Origin of the sequence: Paraclostridium bifermentans (assembly GCF_964259345.1) — a bacterium.
Lineage (GTDB): Bacteria > Bacillota > Clostridia > Peptostreptococcales > Peptostreptococcaceae > Paraclostridium > Paraclostridium bifermentans_B.
Genome location: NZ_CAXVJR010000001.1, coordinates 652438 through 677548 on the forward strand (window position 1 = coordinate 652438; position 25111 = coordinate 677548).

Annotated in this window: 23 protein-coding genes and 1 pseudogene; 5 read left to right on the forward strand and 19 right to left on the reverse strand. The window is 26.6% G+C overall.

Annotation, left to right across the window (positions count from 1 at the left end):
- Nucleotides 1-33: 33 nt before the first annotated feature.
- The 5 genes and pseudogenes from ACEXNK_RS03310 to ACEXNK_RS03330 form a co-directional block, all read right to left on the reverse strand.
- Nucleotides 34-2412: an Ig-like domain-containing protein gene (locus ACEXNK_RS03310; protein ID WP_373601014.1), complete on the reverse strand. Its 2379-nt coding sequence runs from the start codon at nt 2410-2412 to the stop codon at nt 34-36.
- A 175-nt stretch (nt 2413-2587) separates the two neighbouring features.
- Nucleotides 2588-5086, reverse strand: coding sequence for a heavy metal translocating P-type ATPase (locus ACEXNK_RS03315; RefSeq protein WP_373601033.1), 2499 nt, complete (start codon nt 5084-5086; stop codon nt 2588-2590).
- Between the two features lie 9 nt (nt 5087-5095).
- Nucleotides 5096-5233 (reverse strand): annotated as a pseudogene (locus ACEXNK_RS03320) (cation transporter); the annotation flags it as partial.
- Between the two features lie 378 nt (nt 5234-5611).
- A complete protein-coding gene (locus ACEXNK_RS03325) occupies nt 5612-6427 on the reverse strand; it encodes a MerR family transcriptional regulator (RefSeq protein ID WP_373601015.1) in 816 nt (271 codons plus the stop codon).
- A 102-nt stretch (nt 6428-6529) separates the two neighbouring features.
- Nucleotides 6530-7879, reverse strand: a complete 1350-nt coding sequence (locus ACEXNK_RS03330; RefSeq protein WP_373601016.1) for an MATE family efflux transporter — start codon at nt 7877-7879, stop codon at nt 6530-6532.
- 186 nt (nt 7880-8065) lie between these two features.
- Between ACEXNK_RS03330 and ACEXNK_RS03335 the strand changes: the two genes are divergently transcribed.
- Complete coding sequence (locus ACEXNK_RS03335; RefSeq protein WP_373601017.1) at nt 8066-9322, forward strand: hypothetical protein; 1257 nt, start codon at nt 8066-8068, stop codon at nt 9320-9322.
- Nucleotides 9323-9384: 62 nt separating this feature from the next.
- On the opposite strand, the gene ACEXNK_RS03340 is transcribed toward ACEXNK_RS03335, so the two are convergent.
- Complete coding sequence (locus tag ACEXNK_RS03340; RefSeq protein WP_373601018.1) at nt 9385-9591, reverse strand: DUF378 domain-containing protein; 207 nt, start codon at nt 9589-9591, stop codon at nt 9385-9387.
- A gap of 149 nt (nt 9592-9740) precedes the next feature.
- Here ACEXNK_RS03340 and ACEXNK_RS03345 point away from each other — a divergent pair, with 149 nt between their 5' ends.
- Nucleotides 9741-10658 (forward strand): CPBP family intramembrane glutamic endopeptidase, encoded by a 918-nt coding sequence (locus ACEXNK_RS03345; protein WP_373601019.1) that lies wholly within the window; start codon nt 9741-9743, stop codon nt 10656-10658.
- Between the two features lie 52 nt (nt 10659-10710).
- Nucleotides 10711-11055 carry a DUF1622 domain-containing protein gene (locus ACEXNK_RS03350; RefSeq protein ID WP_373601020.1) on the forward strand — a complete coding sequence of 115 codons (345 nt, stop codon included), beginning with the start codon at nt 10711-10713 and terminating at the stop codon, nt 11053-11055.
- A 75-nt stretch (nt 11056-11130) separates the two neighbouring features.
- Here the strand turns inward: ACEXNK_RS03350 and ACEXNK_RS03355 are convergent, their stop codons facing one another.
- The 6 genes from ACEXNK_RS03355 to ACEXNK_RS03380 all read right to left on the reverse strand — a co-directional run bounded on the left by ACEXNK_RS03355 (nt 11131) and on the right by ACEXNK_RS03380 (nt 15736).
- Complete coding sequence (locus tag ACEXNK_RS03355; protein WP_373601021.1) at nt 11131-11523, reverse strand: hypothetical protein; 393 nt, start codon at nt 11521-11523, stop codon at nt 11131-11133.
- Nucleotides 11523-11984: a LytTR family DNA-binding domain-containing protein gene (locus ACEXNK_RS03360; protein WP_373601022.1), complete on the reverse strand. Its 462-nt coding sequence runs from the start codon at nt 11982-11984 to the stop codon at nt 11523-11525. Before ACEXNK_RS03360 ends, ACEXNK_RS03355 begins: the two co-directional genes overlap by 1 nt.
- A complete protein-coding gene (locus tag ACEXNK_RS03365; protein ID WP_373601023.1) occupies nt 11981-12490 on the reverse strand; it encodes a hypothetical protein in 510 nt (169 codons plus the stop codon). Before ACEXNK_RS03365 ends, ACEXNK_RS03360 begins: the two co-directional genes overlap by 4 nt.
- 154 nt (nt 12491-12644) lie before the next feature.
- Nucleotides 12645-14168: a polyamine aminopropyltransferase gene (locus tag ACEXNK_RS03370; protein WP_373601024.1), complete on the reverse strand. Its 1524-nt coding sequence runs from the start codon at nt 14166-14168 to the stop codon at nt 12645-12647.
- On the reverse strand, nt 14168-14590 hold the full coding sequence (locus ACEXNK_RS03375) for a DUF350 domain-containing protein (RefSeq protein WP_373601025.1): 423 nt from the start codon (nt 14588-14590) through the stop codon (nt 14168-14170). The genes ACEXNK_RS03370 and ACEXNK_RS03375 overlap by 1 nt, the downstream gene beginning before the upstream one ends.
- An 18-nt stretch (nt 14591-14608) precedes the next feature.
- Nucleotides 14609-15736, reverse strand: a complete 1128-nt coding sequence (locus ACEXNK_RS03380; RefSeq protein WP_373601026.1) for a hypothetical protein — start codon at nt 15734-15736, stop codon at nt 14609-14611.
- 154 nt (nt 15737-15890) lie between these two features.
- Here ACEXNK_RS03380 and ACEXNK_RS03385 point away from each other — a divergent pair, with 154 nt between their 5' ends.
- The gene (locus tag ACEXNK_RS03385; protein ID WP_373601027.1) at nt 15891-17261 is read left to right on the forward strand and encodes a sigma-54 interaction domain-containing protein; all 1371 of its coding nucleotides are present in this window, start codon (nt 15891-15893) and stop codon (nt 17259-17261) included.
- An 84-nt stretch (nt 17262-17345) separates the two neighbouring features.
- Here ACEXNK_RS03385 and ACEXNK_RS03390 read toward each other — a convergent pair whose 3' ends face one another.
- Both ACEXNK_RS03390 and speB read right to left on the reverse strand, forming a co-directional pair.
- On the reverse strand, nt 17346-18254 hold the full coding sequence (locus ACEXNK_RS03390) for a DMT family transporter (protein ID WP_373601028.1): 909 nt from the start codon (nt 18252-18254) through the stop codon (nt 17346-17348).
- Between the two features lie 74 nt (nt 18255-18328).
- On the reverse strand, nt 18329-19273 hold the full coding sequence (gene speB, locus ACEXNK_RS03395) for an agmatinase (protein ID WP_373601029.1): 945 nt from the start codon (nt 19271-19273) through the stop codon (nt 18329-18331).
- A 541-nt stretch (nt 19274-19814) separates the two neighbouring features.
- On the opposite strand from speB, the gene ACEXNK_RS03400 reads away from it, so the two are divergent.
- Nucleotides 19815-20603, forward strand: a complete 789-nt coding sequence (locus ACEXNK_RS03400) for an LCP family protein (RefSeq protein ID WP_373601030.1) — start codon at nt 19815-19817, stop codon at nt 20601-20603.
- Between the two features lie 30 nt (nt 20604-20633).
- On the opposite strand, the gene ACEXNK_RS03405 is transcribed toward ACEXNK_RS03400, so the two are convergent.
- The 5 genes from ACEXNK_RS03405 to ACEXNK_RS03425 form a co-directional block, all read right to left on the reverse strand.
- Nucleotides 20634-21014, reverse strand: a complete 381-nt coding sequence (locus tag ACEXNK_RS03405) for a hypothetical protein (RefSeq protein ID WP_373601031.1) — start codon at nt 21012-21014, stop codon at nt 20634-20636.
- Nucleotides 21015-21128: 114 nt separating this feature from the next.
- Nucleotides 21129-22820 (reverse strand): MutS-related protein, encoded by a 1692-nt coding sequence (locus ACEXNK_RS03410; RefSeq protein ID WP_373601032.1) that lies wholly within the window; start codon nt 22818-22820, stop codon nt 21129-21131.
- A 187-nt stretch (nt 22821-23007) separates the two neighbouring features.
- Entirely contained in the window at nt 23008-23508 is a 501-nt protein-coding gene (locus ACEXNK_RS03415) for a linear amide C-N hydrolase (RefSeq protein ID WP_373601448.1), read from the reverse strand.
- Nucleotides 23505-23639: a hypothetical protein gene (locus ACEXNK_RS03420; protein ID WP_373601441.1), complete on the reverse strand. Its 135-nt coding sequence runs from the start codon at nt 23637-23639 to the stop codon at nt 23505-23507. The genes ACEXNK_RS03415 and ACEXNK_RS03420 overlap by 4 nt, the downstream gene beginning before the upstream one ends.
- Before the next feature lie 85 nt (nt 23640-23724).
- Nucleotides 23725-25110: a HAMP domain-containing sensor histidine kinase gene (locus ACEXNK_RS03425; protein ID WP_373601442.1), complete on the reverse strand. Its 1386-nt coding sequence runs from the start codon at nt 25108-25110 to the stop codon at nt 23725-23727.
- Between the last annotated feature and the right edge of the window lies 1 nt (nt 25111).

A 25111-nucleotide genomic window follows, 5' to 3' on the forward strand; every position in this document is an offset into this window, starting at 1 on the left:
CAATTGTACCCATACAATGTATTTTTTAGAAATTTATACCCCAGTAAAAGTATTAATAATATGTCTAACAATTATACCATCACGAGTAAGATGCACACTCTTTATTAATTCTTCGTCACTAGAGTCTGGATTTATAAGGTTAAGATTGTCAATATATCCATTAGGTGTAACCTCTAGCAATACATATCCACCAATTTTAAGAGATTCTTTAGGTTTTTCCCATATTACTATTCCATTCATATCTGTTTTACCTTTTAATTTAACTTCATCTGTAAATTCTATTTCATCATCATTTAAATCAACAACGTAGTCTTCCCATGTAATATCTTCAATAGCTTTATCAAGTTCTCTAGCAAGTATAAAAATAATATCAGAAGGATTATTATCTAAATATCCTCCTATTATCTCTAAATCAACTTTAATATCTTCTGGATCAACAGTTGGTACTGGAGAACCAATTTTAAAGTTAGTTGAAAGAGTTTGCTCGTCAGATTTTGGAAAATCCTTATCAGTGCTCATATATAGGAAATATTGATTATTATAGTTAGGAATTGGAGTGAATGTTGTATGATAATAAGGTTTAAATGTAGTCATACCTGGCTCAAGATATATCTCACCTTCTCCAACAATTGAGGAACCGCCAGTTTGCTCGACTTTAATATAATATTTATTTTTTGAAGTTACACGAGCAGCTATAAGATTTTCAACATTAATTTCAACATCCTCATAAGAATCATATACCGTTTCTACAGAATAAATAAGGTCTATTTCAGGAACCATAGATACAGAAACTATACAGTAAGCTTTAAAATTTCCATCTACAGTTGTAACCACTATAGTTGTAAATCCAGTGGATACACCTTTAACAACACCACTATCAGAAACTATTGCCACAGAACTATCTAAAGATTCGAAAGTAACATCTTTTGTAGTAGCATTATCAGGTTCAACAATTGGAATTATAGTTGTACTCTCACCTATATGAATAGAAGTTGAAATAATATTTAAACTTAACCCAGTAACTGATATTGCTTGAGCATTAGTATCAACTATGATATTTAAAGAAGCAGTAAGAGTTGTTTTATCCACTATGCCTATTAAGGTATATTCAGAAGTAGTCGAATCGATTGGAGTAAATGTAGCCCCAACATCTTCATTGTTATATTTCCAAGTTACAGGCAAAGTCATAATAGAAGAATCACTTAGTTTAACATTTACTGTATCAGGAAGTAAAATAACTTCACCTAAAATAGCATTTATATCAGACTTATCAATAATACTATCAATAGTCAATACATCTACAGTTGCTTTAGCAAAATAAGACTCATCCTCTACACTTTTAGCAGTTATAGTAGCACTACCTTGAAAATTTCCTGTTACAACTCCATTAGAATCAACAGATATAAATTCCTCATTATTAGATTTCCAAGTAATTTCTTGATTGCTAGCATTAAGAGGAAGAACTTGAGCATCTAATTTAAATTTATCATTAAGAAGAAGTCTTAGATGAGATGGCGAAATTAATACACCAGTAACAGGTACATCATCGGCGATATAATCAAGTGTTTCAAAAACAAAAGGCACATTACCAGATAATCTAATCTCTTTAGTAGGAGTAATAAATCCTGCAATATCTTCTCCTTGTATAATCAAACTTCCTGTTGGTTCACAAGAAAAAGTTGCAACTCCATTAATTGTAGGTATAGTTGTTATAACATCTTCTCTTATAAAATTAACATTTACTTCTTCTGGATGATCGTCACTACCTTCCCAATCAATAGTTACTTGAACTGTTACCTTTCCTTTGGAACTACCACCTTTACCTCCTGTAGTTTTAGATGAAAGCCCAATCACACCAGTAACTTGAGATAGTGAATATGTTGCTATAAGTGGATTTGTTGTAGGTGTAGTTTGGTCAAGTTGTATTTTTACAAAATCATTATTTACTTCTAATATAATACCTTTCACATCAGAACCTGTAGTAGTTGAAGAAGTATTAGCAACTAAAAGATTAACACGTTCCCCTATATATTTAGTAAGTAAAGAACTCATAGGATCTTTTTCTTTACCACACCCACCATCCTCTTCGTCCTCTAAAGGAATAAATCCTATAATTGACTTCAAGAAATAGATTCCTTCTTTAGTTGAGTCATCATGCTCCGATTTAAGTTTAAGCTTAAGAATCTTATCATCAACATGTATAAGTTTACCTGTTATATTAGGAGGTTTTGCAGCAGGAGGAGTAGCCCCTGTTATTATCTGGATTTTTTTACCTTTAAATAGCCATAAGGCTTTTTTTATATCAGTATAATCTTCATATAAAATACATTTGTTATTACCGTAAAATCCATAAGGAACTTTATCATTACAATTACAACTGCATTTATCTTGATGTTTATGTCGGCAGTTCATTGTATCACCTCAAAAATAATATATTGTAATAGTAAATAAATATTTATTTACTATTACAATATATTATTTTATTTATATAGAAGTTACAAAATTCTATAAATACTACAAAATATCGGATATAAGTTTCCATATTACACTTATATCCGATATTCATTATAACCTATTTAATTCCTTATTACTTATAAGCTTTAAAGTTTCTAAGTCTTAATGCATTACTTACAACCGATACAGAACTTAAACTCATTGCTGCAGCTGCAATCATCGGATTTAGTAATGGTCCTCCAAATAAGTATAATACTCCTGCTGCTACAGGTATACCTACAGTATTGTATCCAAATGCCCAAAATAAATTTTGTTTTATATTTTTAATAGTTTCATTGCTTAGTTTTATTGCAGTTGGAACATCCATTAAATCACTCTTCATTAAAACTATACTTGCAGATTCTATAGCAACATCTGTTCCATTTCCTATTGCTATACCAATATCAGCTTTTGCTAAAGCTGGAGCATCATTTATTCCATCCCCAACCATAGCAACAAAATTCCCTTTATCTTGAAGTTTTTTAACTTCATTAGCTTTATCTTCAGGCAATACTTCGGCTAAAACTATATCTATACCAACCTGTTTAGCTATTGCATTAGCTGTCTTTTTGTTGTCACCTGTAACCATCGCTACTTGTATTCCCATTTCATGTAATTTTTCTACTGCATTTTTGCTACTTTCTTTTACAATATCAGCAACAGCTATTATTCCTGCTATATTATTATCTATAGCTATATACATAGGTGTTTTTCCTTCACCTGCTAAATTGTCTGATGAAACTTGTAAATCTTCTAATTTTATGTTTCTATCATCCATAAGTTTTTTATTACCAAGTAATACATTTTGTTTGTCTATCGTAACTTCTATACCATGACCTGTTATAGCGTTGAAGTTTTCTACATTTAAGAATTCAATCTTATCACTTTCTCCTCTTTTTACAATAGCTTCTCCTAGTGGATGTTCTGAACCTTTTTCAGCACTTGCTGCTATTTGTAAAAGTTTTTCAATACTTATATCATTTTTAGTTATTATATCTGTTACAACAGGCTTTCCTTCTGTTATAGTACCTGTTTTATCAAATATAATAGTATTTACTTTATGTGCAGATTCTAATGCCTCTCCACCTTTTATTAATATTCCATTTTCTGCACCTTTTCCAGTTCCAACCATTATAGCTGTTGGAGTCGCAAGCCCTAATGCACATGGACATGCTATAACTAATACAGATATAAATATTGTAAGTGAAAATACTCCATCTTTTCCACCTATAAAATACCATGCTAATGCACTAATTACTGCAATTAATAAAACTGCTGGTACAAAATATCCAGATACCGTATCTGCTAATTTTGCTATAGGAGCTTTACTTCCTTGTGCATCTTCAACTAATTTTATTATTTGTGCTAAAGTTGTATCATTACCAACTTTATCTGCTTTGAATCTTATATTACCATTTTTATTTATACTAGCTCCTGTAACTCTATCCCCTATTTTTTTGCTTACTGGCATACTTTCTCCAGTTAACATAGATTCATCAACTGAGGTATGGCCTTCTACTACTATACCATCTACAGGTATTTTACTACCTGGTTTAACTACTATTATATCGCCTTCTTCAACTTCATCTATTGGTATTTCAACTTCTTCATTATTTTTAACTACTATTGCAGTTTTAGGTTGAAGACCCATAAGCTTTTTAATTGCTTCCGATGTTTTTCCTTTAGATCTTGACTCTAAATATTTCCCAAGTAATATTAATGCTATTATTATTCCTGCACTTTCATAATATAGTTGATGATGATGTCCATTCATATGTACTAGTTCGCCACTAGCTAGCTGTATTGTTGTATATATACTATATAAAAGCGCTGCTAAAGTACCTACAGCTACTAATGAATCCATATTAGGGCTTTTTGTAATCATTGCCTTTATACCATTAACATAAAACTTATATCCTGCCCCAACTATAGGTATTACTAGTAATAATTGAATTAAAGCATAATTTAGTGTATTAGACATAGGGTCTATTATACTTGGAACAGGTAATGGTCCAAAAGGAGCTGGCACCATCGGTCCCATAGCTATATAGAATAAAGGTATTGCAAATACCATAGCTATTATAAGTTTAGTTTTTAAAACTTTTAACTCTTTTTCTTTTCTTAATCTATCCTCATCTATGTCTTCATTCTTGCTTTCATCTGCAACTTTATATCCTGCTTTTTCAATTGCAGATTTAATTTGTGAAACTCTAACTTTAGATTTATCATATTCTACTGTAGCTTTATCTGTTGCTATATTTACATTTACACTTTTTATTCCTTCTAATTTTTTAATACTTCTCTCTACTGCTTTTGCACATGATTGACATGTCATTCCTTCTATTTTTATATCTAGCTTTTTTGCTTCGTCAGCAACTTTATATCCTGCTTTTTCAACTGCACCTTTTATTTGTCCACGTTTAACTTTTAATTCATCATATTCTACTGTAGCTCTATCTGTTGCTATATTTACATTTACGCTTTCAATCCCATCTAATTTTTTAATACTTCTTTCTACTGCTTTTGCACATGATTGACATGTCATTCCTTCTATTTTTATATCTAACTTTTTATATTTAACTTCTTTTTGGATTCCATAACCAGCTTTTTCAACTGCTAACTTTATATCATCAAAACTTACTTTGTCTTTATCATATTCAACATCTAGTTTTTCTGTTGCAATGTTAACACTTTGATTTTGAATTCCATCTATTTTCTTAACTGCCCTCTCGACAGCTTTAGCACAAGATGCTCATGTCATACCTGTAACTTTATATGTTTCCTTTTTTATATCCATTGGTTTTCACCATCCTAAATTTATATTACCTTTTATTATGAGGTTTAACACATTTATTCTATACCCCCTATAGGTATATTAAAACATATATATTTTTTTTGCAACTTATTTATTTAATTCAAATTTTTCAAATTTTTTAATTATAGAATAGTATTACAATATAAATGTATTGTTTTCAAATTTCATAAAACTTATGAAAAAATAACCTATTTTGATTATTCTGCCTTAATTTTAATATAAAAAAACATAGAGTTAAATAACTCTATGTTAAATGTAATATTATTTTTATCAACTTTTATTTATTATTCTCAGTTTTTCTTTTTATATTAAAATTTCTATTTGACCAAGTGATTTTTCTTTTCCATCCATACCTACTCGAGTCATTATATATATCTCATGAAAATCTCCTTTTGGCTTAATCTCATTATCTTTTATATATTTCATTATTATTTCATAGTACTTCCCAGCATCCCTATAGGCATCATCAAAATACATAGTTAAATAATCCCCTTCAGGTATAGTTATTATTTTTTCATCTTTAAAATCTATATCTTCACCTAAATTTATCATTACATTTTTATATACTACATTTCCCTCTTTATTTATATCTTCATACGATGTAGTAAATGCAATCTCTGCATTTACATTTTCATAATCTCGTTCAACTTCTAATAAAACTTTTCTAAGGTTTATTTCAAACTCATCGGTATACCTTCCTGTGTAGTTATACTTAATAAATTTTCTTTGATTGTTATATTTTATAAATACTTTATTTATTCCTTTATCTAATGAGGTAGCAATCGTATCTTTCATGTATCCTATTTTCTTTTTTATATTTTCTAACTCTTTTATTTTTTCATCTATTATCATTTTCTGATTATTTAAAATATCTTCTATTGATTCTAGTGAAGTATAGTTATTCGTTACTTCCTTTATTTCTTCTAATGACATCCCCATTGCTTTACACTGTTTAATTAAGTCAATAGTATTAAAATCCTTCATTGAATAATATCTATACCCTGTATTTTCATTTGTATATGAAGGTTTTAATAATTCTACTTTTTCATAATGCCTAAGGGTTTGAACAGATATATTATTCAATTTAGCCATTTGTCCAATCGTCAAATATTTTCCCACAAAATCACCTCTTAACTATATTTTATCATATTAATCTTTTAATTATAATTTCTTTAAAATAAAAATGAACTCTTTAAAAAGAGTCCATTTTATAATCAAAACTTATATATTTGAAGCTTCGTCTAGTACCATATCTAAAGTGTTATTGCTTTCATTAATAACTTTAGCTGTGTATTTTTTAATATTGGCGATTATATACATAACTATGAAGGTTATTGTTTCTGATACTAGTACACTTGCCCATATACCATTTAACCCAAATAATTTTGGTAATACTATTAAACATATAGGTAAAAATACCATTGATCTGAATAAACATATTAAGTTTGAAAACTTTGGAATTTCTATAGCTTGATAATACACTAATGTATCTAAGTTTATACTACCTATTATATATGCTAAACATGCTATTTTTATCCCATGATATCCAAGTTCAGCTATATGTGGATCAGTTGTAAATATTCCAACTATACTAGTTCCAAATACATAACATATTATAGCTGCACTTATACTTACTATAAGAGAACTCTTACAGTTTATACTATAGAACTTTAACATTTTTTCTCCGTCTTTTCTACCAAAGTTATAACTTATAAGCGGTTGAGCTCCAAATGTTAATCCTAATAATACCATGTATATATTAGTAGTTATATAGTTGATTATACTATATGTTGATATACCTATTTCTCCCATGTAATTTGATAAAGCTATGTTATGTAAAAATACTATAACAGAAAAACTAGCTTGTCCAAAGAATGATGGGAATCCTACATTTAAAACCTCTTTCATTGTATCTTTATCTAAAGTAGTATTTCCAAAACTTAAGTATCCTCTTTTCTTTAAGAAGTGAGGAAGTAAAATTGCAACTGTAACTATTTGTCCAAGCCCTGTTGCTATAGCAGCTCCCTTTATACCCATACCTAATGTGAATATAAATACATAGTCAAGAACTACATTTGTTATAGCTCCTGCTATAGTTGAAACCATTGCAAGCTTTGGTCTATTGTCATTTCTAACAAAACTGTTAAGTACTATCCCTACTAGGTTAGGTGTACAAAATATTGCATAGTATCTAAGATAATCTATAGATAACGGTTCTAAATTATCTGTTGCTCCTAACATTCTTACTATTGGCCCTGTAAACACTATACATACTATACTTGTTACTACACTTATAATTAATAATAGCTTAAAAACTTGTCTAAATATATCTACAGCCTTATCTATATCTTCAGCACCTACATTTTTAGATACTAATGCTCCTCCACCTACTGCTAGCATACTTGCTATACCAAATAACACTACAGTAAAAGGAAGTACTATATTTACGGCGGCTAAAGCCGAGTCTCCTACTCCTTGCCCAACAAATATTCCATCTATAACAGTATATAATGACGATATAAACATAGCTAGTGCTGATGGAATAGCATAACTTAAAAATTCTTTAACCATATTATACCTCCTATGATTTTTCCTAAAACAAATTATAAAGTCTATAGTAGGTATAGAGTCAAGATTATTTAATAATATTTTAATTATTTTCGCATTTTCCACCATTTTGTATCATTTTTCGATAAATTTAATATAATATATTAAAATACTATGTGTTTTTAATATATTTTAGAGGAGGCTACAAATTTGTTATCCGAATTTATTATAACAATCTTAGGAAGTAGCGGAGGTGTAGCATCTGCTATTTTATCTATACTAAATAAGTCTGCCAACGATGTCAACGACCCTATTCATAAGTATATATGTAATGCTCACCTACATTTAATAGATATATCTCAAAAAGATTTTTATTATTTTTCAAAATCATTTCCTAACCTTAAAAATAAAATTTCTTTACATCAGTTTGATTTAAATAATTTAGAGTCTTTTAAATCTCACTTACTAAAAACTAACACTAACTTAGTTATTGATGTTTCATGGGCCGATACTATAGATATGTTAAGCTGTTGCAATGAATTAGGCATATACTATATAAATTCTGCACTTGAAAATACTAGCGTAGATGAAAATGAAGATCTCGAAGGATTTACCTTGTCTGAAAGATATATTTTATTTGAGGAAGCTAAAAGCCTATTTGATAATACAAAAGCTATTATTGGAAGTGGAATGAATCCAGGTGTTGTTCAATGGATGGCTATTCATCTAATGAATCAAATTGAAAATAAAAAACCTAAAGCTTGTTATGTTGTAGAGTTTGATAATTCATTTTTTGAAGATAAATCTTTAGCTAAAGAAAATACAGTGTATACAACTTGGTCTCCAGAATGTTTTTTAGATGAAGCAATCTTGAGTTATCCTTTATTTGTAACTCATAATACACCTCTTTTTATGTATAAAGATGTCTATAGTCTAGAGTTTAAGGTTAATTTAGGAGAATTCAAGTTTTATGGATGCTTAATGCCACATGAAGAAATACTTACTCTGGGTGAACTATATGATATGGAATTAGGGTTTATATATAAGGTTAACGATCACACTACAAATTTAATTAGAAATAACCTAGATAATGTTGATATTATTTGGGATAAGCCTATGGAGGTTTTAGATCCTTCATCTAAACCTTTAATTGGTTATGATTTAGTAGGTGTACTTTTAGTATTTGACTCTGAAGAATTGTATATGTATAACGTTTTAAATAACAAAGATATATTTGAAATATACGGAGTTAATGCTACCTACTTTCAAGTTGCCTGTGGCATATATGGGTCTATATGCTCAATAATATTAGATGATATTCCAAATGATATATACTATGTAGACACTTTAATTTTAAATACTAATAGTAATTATGGCAAATACTTGTCTTATTATATGAAAGATTTTGTTTATGGAAAAAACTCTAAATCTGATGGATTATTACTCGATAGAATTAAATATATATAAGGTTGAAATAAGCAAAGTTCACTCTAAACATTAGGGTGAACTTTTATCCTTTTAAAGTTTTATTATTTTTGACTATTATCTTTTAACGTGATCAATGTGTATATAGAGTATAGACCTGCTAACCCCACTAATGTAAATATACTTCTACTAATCATAGAATAAGTTCCTCCAAATAAATAACCAACAAGATCTAGTTCAAACAATCCTATTGATCCCCAGTTTATAGCTCCTATTATAACCAATAATAAAGATATCTGTTTTAATAACATAATTACGCCCTCCTTGTATAAATTTGCTTTATACTATTTTTACCAATTTTTTTTTGAATATTCTATTTTTTATAACATTTATGTAATTTTATTATTAATATTACTATATGTTAATATATATATAAGTATGGTTATAGGGGGTAATTTTTATGTTTATTAAAAATGAAAGTCTAGTTGATAAAGCACGTTCTTCAAAAAAACTGCCAAATTTAATTTGGGCTATTGTTTTAACATTAATATTTTTAAATTTAGGTTCTATCTTAGGTTCGCTTTTATTTATGCCTTTATTACTTTCGCTTGATATTGACCCATTATTTAATCAGTATGAAAACTTAATAATACTATTTGGATCTTTACTTAGCTTTTTAGGAGTATCTCTGTTAGTTTTTTTCAGAGTTACTAAAATAGAGTGTAGATCTCTTTCTTCTATTGGTTTTGCTAAACATAATTGGTTTAAAAAATACATTACAGGATTTTTAATTGGATTAGCTTTAATGAGTTTAGTAGTTTTTATTTTATATGTATTTGGATTTGTATCAATAAATAAAAATCCATCTCAGCCAGTAGGTAAATTTGCCTTAATAAATGTAAGTATAATTTTAGTTGGTTGGATAATCCAGGGTGGTACCGAGGAAGTTTTAACTCGTGGTTGGCTTATGAATGTCTTAAGTGCTAGGTATAATTTAAAACTAGGATTATTTGTTTCATCTGTATTATTTGGAGCTCTTCATTTATTTAACCCTAATGTAAGTTATATAGCAATTTTAAATATAGTATTAGTGGGTTACTTATTTGGATTATACGTAATAAAAACTAATGATCTTTGGGGAGCTTGTGGAATTCATAGTGCTTGGAACTTTGCTCAAGGTAATGTTTTTGGATTTGAAGTCAGTGGCCTAAATGTTTCAATTGGTAGTATATTTGATTTAAACTTAACTGGAAATCCAGCTATATCAGGTGGTGTATTCGGACCAGAAGCCGGACTTTGCGCTACACTTGTTTTAATTTGTGGTATAGTTTTAATTCTTTATCTAGATAAAAAAGACTTTTTTAATAAATTCGCTTAATAATTTTTTATTTACAAATAATAAAATTATAATTTCAACATAGGAGGATATTATGCTTGAAGAAATAATGACTAAATTTATACCCATATTAGTTAATATTTTTGAATTTATGGGTGTTATAGTTATAACAATGGGTGCATTTACTGCATTTTACTACTATCTAAGAAAAGCATTATTTAAAAAGGATTTTGCTTTTAAACATCAATTTGCAACAGCTATGGCAACTGGTCTAGAGTTTAAATTAGCTGCTGAAATACTAAAAACAGTACTTGTTAAAACTCTAGATGAACTAGTTATACTAGGAGCTGTTTTTTTACTTAGAGTTTTAATGACTTTTGTTATTGAATGGGAAATAAAACAGGATAATAGTAGTCAAAATAATAAAAATAGTAATTAGTATTTAAAGAATAAAAATGATGGATTAAAAAGTATGTTAATATATTTTTTAATCCATCATTTTTATATATAATATCTATTTATTGTCTTTTATAAGATTATTTAATTTATTTATCTCTCTTATATAAATTCTTTTATTTATTTGATATGTTATAACACATAATGCTATATATGATAATATAAATTCTATATATCCAATTTCTAATCCAATAACTTTAAGTGCTATATAAAAAATTTGCCCTATTACTCCATATAATAGTAATAATATAGTTTTATAGCTATTATATCCAAACTTATCTATTAATTTAGGATATAATATAGCTCCTGAATATGCAAACATAAAACTAATTCCTGTAATTGCAATTAGCACTATAGAAGTTTGTTTATCTGAAGTTAATATCAATTGTATTATAAAAAGTAGTAAAGCCTGTGAAAGTATCATATAAAATTTTGCACTAGATTCCCTCATTAATTATAAACCTCCTCTATACATTTTTTAAAGTTCTTAAAATAACTTCTATTTACTAACTGCTTATATCCATTTGTTAATCTTACTTGGAATCTCATATTCGAATGATAGTTTATTTCTTCTATATGCTTAATATTTATAATTATACTTTTACTAATTTTAATAAAATGCACCCTATTGTCTAATATATCTTCTAGTTTTTTCATAGACATCCTTATAACTAATAGCTCATTATCTATAGTCGTAAAACATACATCTCTTCCATATATTTCAAAATATATTATATCTTTATCGTTAACTTTTATATCTTTATTTTTTTCTAAATCTTTACCTATTAAGTTTAGGTTATCTTCTTCTATTAACTTCTTTATATACAAAAAATCTTTAGTATTCTCGTCATTAGTTATAACCTCTATATTTGTTTCTTCTATAAATTTATCGAGTATATGATTTATTTTCATTTACAAACTCCTTTTTTGCTTTTCAAAACCTGAACTATTTTATATCCATCACTATAATATCCTTCATATGGATAATAGTTATATTTCATAGGTATCAATGTACATAAAGTTGAAAATAAGCTACACCAGAAAAATGCATTCATTGCATATATAAAAAATATATTATCAATCTTAAATATAGTAATATATGTTGTTATGCAAATTAAAACTGAAACTAAAGGTCCTCCTAAATAAATTAATATATTTTTAAATTTACTATCTGCTATGCTTCCTCTAGAAAATCCATAACTTAAAGCGCCTATGCTTTCATAACCTTTTAAATTTATAGTCAGTCTATTTATAGTGAATTTCATATCTAACTTTCCATTTCCTATAATTACGTTTACTTTTCCTTTTGTAAAAATTAACTGCATAATTGCATGCCCTAATTCATGTAGTATTGTCACTATAGGCATTCCTATTAAGCAAATAATTGCATAGGCAACAAATTTAATAATAGCTTCCATATTGTAACCTCCTATTAACTATTTTTTGTATCTTAATTTAATTATATTAAGATTTTCAATATCCTCTATTAATAAAACAACATCTTGCAAATACAAGTACATTTGTTGCACAAAAAAACTCATCCTTATAGAATGAGCTTCTTATATTATTTAATCATTTCCAATTTTTTACTGATTCTTCATAGTAATTTATTAATTTAGGATGAGATAAGGTATTTGTATCTATTTTATTAATATCAATTTTTTCATCTTCTCCAAAATTAAATATACTATTTATAGAATCTTTATTTAAAAATTTAGTATCAACTTTTACATTTATATTAGATATATCTATATCATCTTTTGAACATAAATTAAATCCCCAGTCTCCAAAAGATGGAACTTGAACATGATACGGGTATACATTAAAATCTTCTGATTTTAGCGTTTTATTTATACTCCAAAATGCATTTTTAGCATAATATGGGCTAGTTGATTGAACTGTCATAACTCCATCTTGTACTAGTACATTTTTACATAATCTATAAAATATATTAGTATATAATTTATTTAGACTATCGTTATTCGGGTCTGGCAAATCTACAATTATTACATTATATACTTCTTTCGTATTTTCTAAAAACTTAAATGCATCTTCATACACTAACTCAACTTTTCTATTTGATAAAGAATTATTATTTATCTCTTTGACTAACTCATTAGTTTTACATATATTAACCATCTCGTCATCAATATCAACTAATGTAATTTTTTTAACATCATTATATTTTAAAAGTTCTCTTACAGCTAACCCATCTCCACCACCAAGTATTAATATATTTTCATGGCTTTTACTTACTGACATAGGTATATGCACTAAAGCTTCATGATATCTATATTCATCTTTTGATGAAAATTGTATATTACCATTTAAATATAGTCTTAAATCATCTTTATGTTTTGTCATAACAATTTTTTGGTATTTAGTTTGTGTCGTCAATACTACTCTATCTCTATATAAAGAATTTTCTATACTTCTTGATATGTTTTCTGAAAAAACTATACCTAAAAACATAATTACAACAGCTATATAAGCTATAGTCTTAAAAATATTGATATTTTTTATGTAATTTGAATAGTTATGTATAATTACTATAGATATAATAATATTTATAGCTCCAACTAAAAAAGATGTTGAAAAATACCCAAGTGTCGGTAGTAAGAATAAAGGAAATGCTAATGATCCAATTAGCCCGCCAATATAATCAAAGCTAAATACATTAGATAATGTAACTCTTAAGTTATCACAGTTTTCCTCTATTATTCTCGTAAGTATAGGTATTTCTAATCCTACCAAAGTCCCAATAAATATTATCTGAATATACATGATAAACTCATTAGAAGCTATATATGCATTAGATAAAAATAATACTAACGATGATATACCTCCTATAATTCCAACAGCTATTTCTACAAATACAAAAAAATCAAATAAGTCTTTTTTTATATATTTTGATATATGAGATCCAAATCCCATTGCACACATATAAAGACCTATAGTTATGGAAAATTGTTTTATACTGTCACCTAGTAAGTACGAACCCACAGCACTTATAAGAAGTTCATAGACTATTGAACAGCCTGAAATTATAAGTGTTGTAAACATCAAAAGCTTATAATTAAATTTTAAATCTTTCACTATTGTATAGCTCCACTAATTAATATAGAAAGTCCTATAAACATTCCTGAAACCATAATTCCTGCTGCTGTATTCCCTTTTCCAATTTCTTCATTTAAATTATATTTTTTGTTAAATAATAACATACCTATATAGCCTAATATACAAAGAGCTATTCCTAATATAAAATATAATACTGTTGATGTTAAATCTTGTAAAAACGTAATATTGCTATTTTGTATAATAGGTGATACTATAACACTTCTTATAAGTATTCCTACTGATATAAATGAAGCTGCACTTATACACCCTACAGCTTTATTACCTTTTTTAATTTCCGTTGGAAAATGACATGGTATAACTAAATCTACAATAAAATTTCCAACTAACATAAATATAAATCCTATTATAGAGTATGTTATTGTTCCTAAAATTCCTAGCATAATTGCCTCCTTAATTTATTATTTTCCACTACTTAACCCTCCGCCTGACGAAGTTCTAGAATTCAAACTTGATTGCTTTATACTTGTTGGAGATAACTTTAGCTGTCTATATTTATCGCTTGAATTTTTGCTTATATTACTTCCTACGTACCCTGCATACGGTGTTACTCTATTTTTATATTTTTTAGAATCATTAATATATCCAAATGTATAGTAAAAATCTCTATAATAAATATTTGATGATGCATAATGTGCATTATATAAATCATGATTACTAGTATAAACATATTCTCTAGGTGAAACCTGAATATATGTCTTATTATCCATTCCTATATACACAATTGCGTACTCATATTTTGTAAGTATAGCTACACTATATTCATCATCTGAACTTTGAACGTCCTCTATTATATCTGCAGCTGCATTTACTATAAACTCAGTTGTTGTATCCATAGACAATACTGTTGTATAAATATCTGCTTTTAATTTACTATCTGCATCTGAAGTTATAGATGTATCGTATATATAGCTTGAATCTGATTGTAAATAATCTCTTATAAAGTTTTTATTAGATAAGTTTAAAGATATTAAAGATATTAAAATTATTGCAACTGGTATTAAAAGTAATAATATATACTTTAGATATGGTACTTTTTTTCTGTTACTAATTAAATTTATATCAGAACTTATTCCTTCACTTTCTATTAAAATTTCAATATCACCTTCATTTATAGGTATACTTTCACTATAACAAATTTCATCTTCCCATGTCTCTATGGAAAATATAACACCCACTTCATTATGTTTAAATTCTTTAAAATTTACACACTCATATAAATCTACATCACCGTCTGAAAAATTTATTACTTTAGCATCCAAGTTATCTAGTAATTCATAACCTTTATTTAATAAAGATCTTTCTCCATCAGGGTAATCTGCTTGTTTAAAAAGTAGTACTTCATCATAATTAATTCCTATACAAAGCCATAATTTTTCTTTTTTAAATTTCAATCCTACAAGTTCATATTCTATAAAAGTTGATTTTTCCTCATCTTCATATACTATATACGAGGAAACTTTATATTTTTGAGAATTTACTTTAACTATATTACCTACTTCTAATTGCCTTAATTCAATATTTTTCATTTAATTCCCCCTATCAACCAAATATGTAAATTTTTACCATAATTAATTATCATTATATCATCATCCCAATTAAATTTGATTAAAATTTGGATACAATAAATAAATTTGTATTTTTAAAAAATATTATTTACACTTATTAAAAAGGGGGATTTTTATGGGAAATAATGAACTTTCAAATATATTAGATGCATCACTTGATGGCATACATATAACAGATAAAAATGGAATTACCTTATTTTATAATAAAGCTTGCGAATATATAGAAGGTATTAATAGAGATACTATTATAGGATATAATATGCAAGAAATGGTTAATAGTGGAATATATTCTTCTTCTGTTGCACTCGAAGTTATAAAAAGTAAAAAAAATATAAAACAAATTCAAAAAGTAAATGACAAACAAGTTTTAGCTCATGGAACACCTATATTTAAAGATGGTATTTTGGATAAAGTAGTAATAACTTCACGTGATATGACTTACATAGAAAACCTTAAAAGAGAATTTACTAAATTAAAAGAAGTAAATAAGTCAATATGTGAAGAATTATTTTCACTAAAAAATCATGATTATCATAATAAGGAATTAATTTGTTCTAGTAATGTTATGAAAGATATATTAAACATATCTAAAAAAATATCAAAAGTTGATTCCACAGTACTTATTTATGGTCAGTCTGGTGTTGGAAAAGGTGTTGTAAGTAAATTCATACACGATAATAGTAATAGATCTGAGAATCCATTTATTAAAATAGATTGTGGATCCATTCCCGAAAGTCTAATTGAATCAGAATTATTCGGATACGAAAAAGGTTCTTTTACTGGAGCCAATAAAGAAGGAAAAATTGGACTAGTTGAGTTAGCTGATAAGGGTACTTTATTTTTAGATGAAATAGGAGAATTATCACTTCCTCTTCAAACTAAACTACTTAGCTTAATCCAAGACAAGGAATTTTATAGAATTGGCGGTAAAAAGAAAATAAGTGTAGATATCAGAATAATAGCTGCAACAAATAAAAACTTAAGCGATATGGTAAAAAACAATACTTTTAGAGAAGATTTATTTTACAGACTTAATGTTGTTCCAATAAATATTTCACCTCTAAAAGAAAGAAAAGAAGATATAATTCCTCTTATAAGTATGTTTTTGAATAAATTTAATAATAAGTACAAAATTAATAAAATAATTTCTAATGAATGCTTAAGCTCACTTATTGATTACCCTTGGCCTGGAAATGTTAGGGAGCTTGAAAATATTATTGAAAGGCTTGTTGTAGTATCTAATGAAGATATTATATATAAAAATGATTTACCTGATGAGATACTTATTCAAAGTTATATGAACACACCGTTTGAATTTAATAATGATTTTTCGCTTAATAAAGCTTTAGATGAGTATGAAAAAAATATATTATTAAGTGTTAAAGAACAATGTTCAAATACTTTAGAAATGGCTCACAAACTAAAAATTGATAGAAGCACTGTAAGAAGAAAATTAAATAAACATAATATTTCAATAGAATTTTAATAGAAAAAATAATGGATTATACAAATATAATCCATTATTTTTTATCTATAATTTTATATACATATTACTAATATGTAATAAAGCTTATTTAATAGCATTAGCTTCTTCTATATTAACTTTACTGTCTTGCGACTTTGTAGCTATTATAGTTGATATCATCATTATACAAAGTCCTAATACTTTTATTATTGAAAATTCTTCTCCAAGCATAGTCCATCCTATGATAGCAGATATTATCAGCTCTGATGAGCATATTACTCCTGCTCTAGATAGCTCTACTCCTTTTTCAATTCCTGTGACATAACATATATATGCTAAAGCTGCAGGAAATAACCCGGTTCCAATCATAGTTATTAAAATATTAAAATTACCTATATGACTTATTATTTCCCATGGTTTTGATATTGGTGTCATAAGTATAGCTCCAAATAAAAAACTATAAATTATCAATCCTACACTAGAACACTCATTTAATGCACATTTACTTATAATCGGCATACATGCATACGTTATAGCTGCCCCTATTCCCAATATTACACCTACTGTGTTTAAATCTCTAAAATTTAATTTTCCACCAGTTACGGCAATTAAAGCTCCTATCAAACATAATATCAATGATATTTTCTTCCTTTTACATATATCTTCTTTATATAATACTTTTGAAAATAAAGCTACAAACAGTGGTGATGTATATAATAAAACAGCAGCTATAGACACCCCTACACTATCAATGGCTTTAAAGTAGAATATATTAAATGCTGTTTGACATATAATCCCACTTAAAATTGCTAAAGCAATTCCTTTCTTGCTTATTTTGAAGTTATTGATATTTTTTACTAAACTATATATAGCTAAAATTGAAAAACCTACAAAAGCTCTAACAAATGCAACTTGTTCTGCTGTGAATCCATTTTTCATAAGATTATTTGAAAATATTCCTACAGTTGCAAATAATCCACCAGCCATTGCAACTAATATATATCCATTTTTCATATGTTCCCCCTGAATTTATAAATTAAAATCCGACCAATCTATTTTAATTATTTAAGGTGAGTATTTAAATTTATTTACTGCCTTGTTTTTTTAAGAGCTAATATAGATATAAATTCAAAACATATGTTAGCTGCCATATATGAAGTTATTTCTCCACTATCATATGCTGGTAATACTTCAACTACATCAAATCCTACAAAGTTTAGCTCTTTTAATTCTCTAACTAACCATAAAGTTTCATAAGATGTAAATCCTGCAACTTCTGGAGTTCCTGTACCCGGTGCATAAGCTGGGTCTACAAAGTCTATATCAAATGTCAAAAACACCTTCTTATTTCCTACTCTTTCCTTTATTTGTCTTACAACTTCTTCAAGTCCCATCTCCCTCATCTTATGTGCTGGTATTAGTTCCAATCCTAATTCCTTAGCTTTTTCATGTTCATCAGGGTCATATAATGAACCTCTCATTCCTATTTGAATAGAACACGATGGATCTATTAATCCTTCTTCTATGGCTCTTCTAAATGGTGTTCCATGATTATACTTTTCCCCAAATACTAAATCATTTATATCAGCATGTGAATCAAAATGTATCATAGCTACTGGCCCATGTTTTTTGGCTATAGCTCTTAACTCTGCTAGAGTTACACTGTGATCACCTCCAAGACCTATAGGTATTATACCTGAATCCACTATAGGTTGAAGTTCTTCTTCTATAGCTCTATAAGTAGGTAGTATGTATCCAGGTGTTACATTTACATCTCCATAATCTGCCCCTTTTAAACTTTCAAGTATATTAACTCCTAATATTACGTTATTAGGCTTCATCATAGCTGATATTGATCTTATTGCTGATGGTCCAAATCTCGATCCACTTCTATATGAACTTGCTGTGTCAAATGGCATTCCAAATACTGCAAAATCTAAATCTTTAGTATCTGTCATTTTTGGTAGCCTCATAAAATTTCCTGTGTTACAAAATCTCGGTGAATTTAAAGCACTTGCTGGTTGATTACTCATAATTTATACCCCCATTATTTGATAATTTATTATTTATCAATTTTATATAGCAATAAACATGCCAATTTAAAATATGAATAATATTCACTTTATTCCTTTAAATTTCAATGCTTTTCTATTTATAAAGCTTATATATCTTATTATGCATATATATCGTACAAGGCATTTTCGCCTCTTATTTATAATAGCAACTCCTTCTTTGTAAGATAATTGCCTTCTTTGTAATAAAAAGGCAATCTTGCCTTTTAAGTCAAGATTGCCTTTTTATTTTAAAGCAAATTCAAACTTGTCATAACTTTATAGTATATAAAGTTACTTATGCTTAAATTTATAATTTGTAATATTAAATGTCCATCTAAATACTCCAATCCAATTAACACAGCGCTAAATTGTTTTTTATTTTCATTTAAATCACCTTTTATTAGTTTTTAATTATTCAATTATATTAGTATATCTGTTAGTATTTTTTGTGTAGCATTACTGTATTTTATATGAATTATTGTTAAAACTAATTAAAATTTATTGTTTAGGTGGTTTTAATATGAATATTAAATATAAATTTTTATTGATTATAACTTTAGTCATTATTTTATTTAACTTTAATTCTACTTATAGCTTAAGTAAGACAGATAGTTATAAATACATGCACGGAATTAATAATTTACTATTAATTGGAGTTGATAATACTAATTTTAATGATAGGTCCCCATGCTATTGTTCTATAATTCTAACTATAAATTCTGTGTCTAAAAATTTAAAACTAACTTCTCTTTGTAAAGATACTTTGGTAGATATACCAGGAATTGGTGTCGGCAGTTTAAGTGATTCTTATTTATATAGTGATGAAAGATTATTATTAAACACAATTGAAAGTAACTTTGATATAAAGATTGATAATTATGTAGTAATTAATAAAACAGCTCTAATTAAAATAATACAATCTATAGGTGATATAAATTTTGATTCTTCATATTTAAATGGGTATGATGTAATTAACTTACTCTCTAAGTATTCTAAGTCTAGTGTTTTTTTACAGGAAGAATTACAAAGAAATATACTCCAAAGTATTTTATATAATTTTTCTAAACTACCTTTTATAAATTATCCTGGTGTTATAGCGTACACTTTTCCCTATGTTAAGCTGAATATAACTCCATACCGAATGCTTAGTCTTGGTTTTACAGCACTTAGCCTTAATAACTATAAAGCTGAGCAGCTTCAATTCCCAGACCCTAGTTATAGTAATTATAAAACTATAAGCTCTAAATCTTACCTTGATTTTGATAAAAATAAATGTATTAGTATATTAAAAAATTTCATATATAAATAAAAATATACTTCTAATATTAGAAGTATATTTTTATAAGTTTTTTCTCAAAAATAAACATGAATCATGATTTGATATACTATCCCATATATTAAATAAATTATCATATAAAAACTTATATGAGTTAACTTTATATAATTTTGAATAAGCTAGTACTATCCCCCACTGATAAGTTCTATATACATTATTTCTTTGTATATAAATCTTAACATTTCTTTTTTTATAATAGTTATATTCTTTTTTTAACATTTTTCTAAGATCTTTTAATATTCTCATAGCATCTTTTTTATTTCCTTTTGTTATGAGGTCCATGCCTTCCTGAGATTTTTTTATGTAATATTCAATATTTAAAATCATCTCAGATTCTAAAACCTTTCTTTTATCAAATTTTAAAACTTTACTTGGCATTGTCATAATGATCACCTCTTATTTAGATAATTCTGCAAATTCAAACAAAACCCTCTTTTTTCGATAAATTTTTCAAATAAAAAACTGCCAATATAGATTTACTTATTAGCAGTTTTTTATTTAATATTTTGCTTTTATATTTTTCCACATTCCTTCATTTAAAAATTCTTTTGCTCTCTTATCTGCATTTTTTACAAGCTCTTTGTCATACCCCATAAATCCTAATAATTTTATAGCATTTCTAGTTTGAGCACGTCCTTTATGAAGTTTATAATCAAACTTTATATCTTCATCCGTTATAGTCTCTTTAAAATGATAATTTATATATATTCCTTCTAATATATATGTTAGTTCTACATCATGGGTAGCTGCAAAGCAGATAGTATTTTTACTACCTATATCATTTAAAACTTCACTTGAAGATGCTATACGCTCAACAGTATTTGTTCCTCTAAGGATTTCATCAACAAAACATAAACAAGGTATATTATCATTTATGCTATCTAATATTCTTTTTAAAGACTTAATTTCCACTATGTAATAACTTTCATTGCTATGGATATCATCTCTTAATGCCATAGATGTATATACTCTAAAGTATGAAGATTTATACTCTTTAGCAAAGCAAGTATATATAGTTTGTGCAAGAATTGCGTTTATAGCTACAGTTTTTATAAAAGTAGATTTTCCAGATGCATTTGAACCTGTAATTAAAACTCCACTATTAAAACTCCCACTATTTAACACTGGTTTTTTTATAAGTGGATGATATATTTCCTTAAAGTTTATATGATTTTCTTTTTTTGAATTTGATTTAGTAAGCTCTGGTATTGTAAAAAATTCAAGACTATCTCTAAATGATGCTACTCCAATTAAAGCATCTATCATTCCTACATATTCGTAAATTGTTTTTAAATCATCTTTATTTTTTATAATAATGTTTTTTACTTTTTCATAATTTATTAACTCTCTTAAAAATGCTAAGTTTGCATATTCTGAAAATACGTCCATATCTGTCATTATAGTTTTAGTTTCAGCTCCTACACTCTTTCTTCTGATATTTTTAACATTATTTAAATTCGAATTAATGCTATTTATATTTTCATCTAACTCTTTTATCTTTTTACCTCTTATTTTATTTGCAACATTTATAAGTCTTATCATATAGCTAAATCCACTAGCATCATAATTTTCAACTTTATTTCGCTGACTTATAAATACATTAACTACAACTGACCCTATAGTTATCACTATAAATAACGGATTTAATAAGACTAGTAATATACTAAAGGTAGGAAACCATGCTAATAACCTATACTTTAATAGTTTGCTTTTACTATTATCCGATTTATTGAATAAACAATTTGTTATATATAATTCATTAGTTTTTCCTAACTTACCTAATATTAATTGTATTTCTTGTCTTTCTTTTTCATTTTTCCTAAAGTAATCTATAATTTTATCTCTTTTAATTAACTCTTCTTCATTATACACAGGATTTCTCAGTATATCATATAACACTTCTTGTCCTGCAGTGCATTGTGTGTTATTTATCTTTTTAAAAATATCATCTAAACTTAAGTCATTCCAAGTTATATCATCTATAGTGTCAGCTTCATTCTTATTTCTAAAGTAACTTGATACATTTTTCATTTTTAAATTTACATCTTCTAAATCAATTTCTTTTCCGTATTCATGTAATATATTAATTCTTAGATATTTCATTTTCCTCATATTTTCAAATATAGAAAATCCTATACCTATTGATAATATAGCTAATACACCTATTAAAAGTTTTAAAGTTTCACTCATTTCAATCTCCTATTTTAATTATTTTTAGAGCTTTTATGCTATAATCCTTAATGTTATATAATTAGTATATATTAGCATTTATTTAGAATCAACTTATCAAAAATTAACTTTTGTTTGATTTTAACAAATTATAGTTAAATTAAATAAAGTCCACTGCTTAAATTATAATCTAAGCAGTGGACTTTATTTAATTTAATTTATCTGTTATATCTACATATTTATCACAATAGTCACTATATATTCTTCCTTTTATAGTTTTCTCAGGTTTAGAGAAATCAAACTTTTTACAATCTATCTTTTTTATATTCATATTAAAATAACCTTTATAGTATATAATAAAATTATTTAAGTCCTTTACTACAGTAATTTGAGTTATTTCACATATATCATCTTTATCAGTTAATATAAGTTTTTCTTTACCTATCATATCAATTTCTTTTTTATCAGCTCTATGTCTACAAGTTCCCGGAACTATGTCAAATGAGCTTAATATATGAAAAGCCATATCCACAGCTTCTATATCTGTATTACATTTTATTGCACATAATTGATTAAATGATGCTCTTATAAATGTCGAAGGTGGGGTCATATCTCCTGGCATGCCTATTTGCCCACTACCTTGACCTGTTTGATAAAGAATTTGTCCATCAAAATTTATTTTTTCAATATTATATGGAGATAAGTTTATATAGTTGAAAAACCTCTTTGCTTAATATTTCTTCCCATAGTAAATATATTACTATTTATTATAACTCCAAATTCATTAGTTCTTGCCGTTACATATCCATTATCATATTTAACTGTAATATTTGTACACATAATAGTTTTCCTCCTAAGATTAATCCTTAGTAGTAATTTTCCCTATTTAACTAAAAAACACACTATTAAAACTTACTTATTATTTTTATATAGTTTTTAACTTTATATCAAACCTAGTTCCTATTCCTTCTTTACTATTTAATGTTATGTCTCCATTATGAAGCTTAATTATCTTTCTAGTTATAGCAAGTCCTAATCCACTTCCCCCGTCTGATTTTCTTGATTTATCTGATCTTACAAATTCTTCAAAGACTGTTTTTGATACACTATCAGAAATTCCTATTCCATCATCTTCAATTGTTAAATATGCATAATTATTTTGTGTATATAATCTAACTTTAAGTTTAGTTCCTTTTTTATTATATTTTAATGAATTATTTATTATATTTACTATAGCTCTTTCTAATTCTTTTTTATCTATCATCGAATAAATTTCAACTTCGGGTATATCTACCTCTAATATAAATCCTTTTTCTTCTATATCTATATAATATAAAGCTAAAACTTCTCTTATAAATTCACTAATATCTTGTTTCTTCAAATCTAGTTTATACCCTGGACTATCCATCTTTGAAAATATAAATAGCTCATCTACCAAATAATTTATTCTATTTGTTTTATTATATATATACCTTAAGTATAATTTTTTCTCGTCTTCATCAATTACTCTTTCTTCTAGTATTGCTTTTGAATATCCTAATACTGATGTTATAGGAGTTTTTATATCATGAGATATATCTCTTATAATTCTTTTTTTACTATCTTCTATAAGTTTGTTTTCATCTTCTGCTTGTTTAAGTTTTGCTACTGTATTATTAAAAGATTCCTTTATATTGTTAAATTCCCTATAAGATTTAAAGTTTACTTCTACATCTGAATATCCTTCACTCATTTTTTTTATTTCTTGTTCTAAAATTTTAAGTGGCTTTGATAACTTTTTTATTGATATTACAGCTAAAATTATAACTACAGTAGAAACTATCATAATAGTTATAATCATAGATAAAATAGTGTACAATTTTATATTAATATTTTTATAAACTCCCTGAAATGCTCTGTATGCATATGTTGGCATCTTTACTATATATATATTACTCTCATCTTTGTAGACTTTAGATTCATAATTATTATCTGTAATATTATCTTTTTCATTAATTAGATATTCTATAGAATAGTTTTTCACCTTATCTTTTTTATCACCTATAACATTAACTATTTTATTGTCTTTTACTTCTTCTATCCATCCACCTTCATCTAATACTTGTTTTATATCTATGTCACTATATCTTTCTTTGAAAATACTATCATTTTTATAATCATCAAAATTTATATTATTTTTACTTATACCTATAGCTATTTGAGATACTAGCAAACTTAAAAATATTATTATCCCTATTATAAAAACTACTATAGTTATTATTGAGTTAAATATAAATATACTATATAAGCTCCTACCTTTTTTAGCTATCATA

Coding starts and splice junctions, on each gene's coding strand:
- ACEXNK_RS03310 (WP_373601014.1), bottom strand. CDS start 2,412: ATGAACTGCCGACATAAACATCAAGATAAATGCAGTTGTAATTGTAAT.
- ACEXNK_RS03330 (WP_373601016.1), bottom strand. CDS start 7,879: ATGGTTAAAGAATTTTTAAGTTATGCTATTCCATCAGCACTAGCTATG.
- ACEXNK_RS03340 (WP_373601018.1), bottom strand. CDS start 9,591: ATGTTATTAAAACAGATATCTTTATTATTGGTTATAATAGGAGCTATA.
- ACEXNK_RS03345 (WP_373601019.1), top strand. CDS start 9,741: ATGTTTATTAAAAATGAAAGTCTAGTTGATAAAGCACGTTCTTCAAAA.
- ACEXNK_RS03350 (WP_373601020.1), top strand. CDS start 10,711: ATGCTTGAAGAAATAATGACTAAATTTATACCCATATTAGTTAATATT.
- ACEXNK_RS03355 (WP_373601021.1), bottom strand. CDS start 11,523: ATGAGGGAATCTAGTGCAAAATTTTATATGATACTTTCACAGGCTTTA.
- ACEXNK_RS03360 (WP_373601022.1), bottom strand. CDS start 11,984: ATGAAAATAAATCATATACTCGATAAATTTATAGAAGAAACAAATATA.
- ACEXNK_RS03365 (WP_373601023.1), bottom strand. CDS start 12,490: ATGGAAGCTATTATTAAATTTGTTGCCTATGCAATTATTTGCTTAATA.
- ACEXNK_RS03375 (WP_373601025.1), bottom strand. CDS start 14,590: ATGCTAGGAATTTTAGGAACAATAACATACTCTATAATAGGATTTATA.
- ACEXNK_RS03380 (WP_373601026.1), bottom strand. CDS start 15,736: ATGAAAAATATTGAATTAAGGCAATTAGAAGTAGGTAATATAGTTAAA.
- ACEXNK_RS03385 (WP_373601027.1), top strand. CDS start 15,891: ATGGGAAATAATGAACTTTCAAATATATTAGATGCATCACTTGATGGC.
- ACEXNK_RS03390 (WP_373601028.1), bottom strand. CDS start 18,254: ATGAAAAATGGATATATATTAGTTGCAATGGCTGGTGGATTATTTGCA.
- speB (WP_373601029.1), bottom strand. CDS start 19,273: ATGAGTAATCAACCAGCAAGTGCTTTAAATTCACCGAGATTTTGTAAC.
- ACEXNK_RS03400 (WP_373601030.1), top strand. CDS start 19,815: ATGAATATTAAATATAAATTTTTATTGATTATAACTTTAGTCATTATT.
- ACEXNK_RS03405 (WP_373601031.1), bottom strand. CDS start 21,014: ATGACAATGCCAAGTAAAGTTTTAAAATTTGATAAAAGAAAGGTTTTA.
- ACEXNK_RS03410 (WP_373601032.1), bottom strand. CDS start 22,820: ATGAGTGAAACTTTAAAACTTTTAATAGGTGTATTAGCTATATTATCA.
- ACEXNK_RS03420 (WP_373601441.1), bottom strand. CDS start 23,639: ATGTGTACAAATATTACAGTTAAATATGATAATGGATATGTAACGGCA.
- ACEXNK_RS03425 (WP_373601442.1), bottom strand. CDS start 25,110: ATGATAGCTAAAAAAGGTAGGAGCTTATATAGTATATTTATATTTAAC.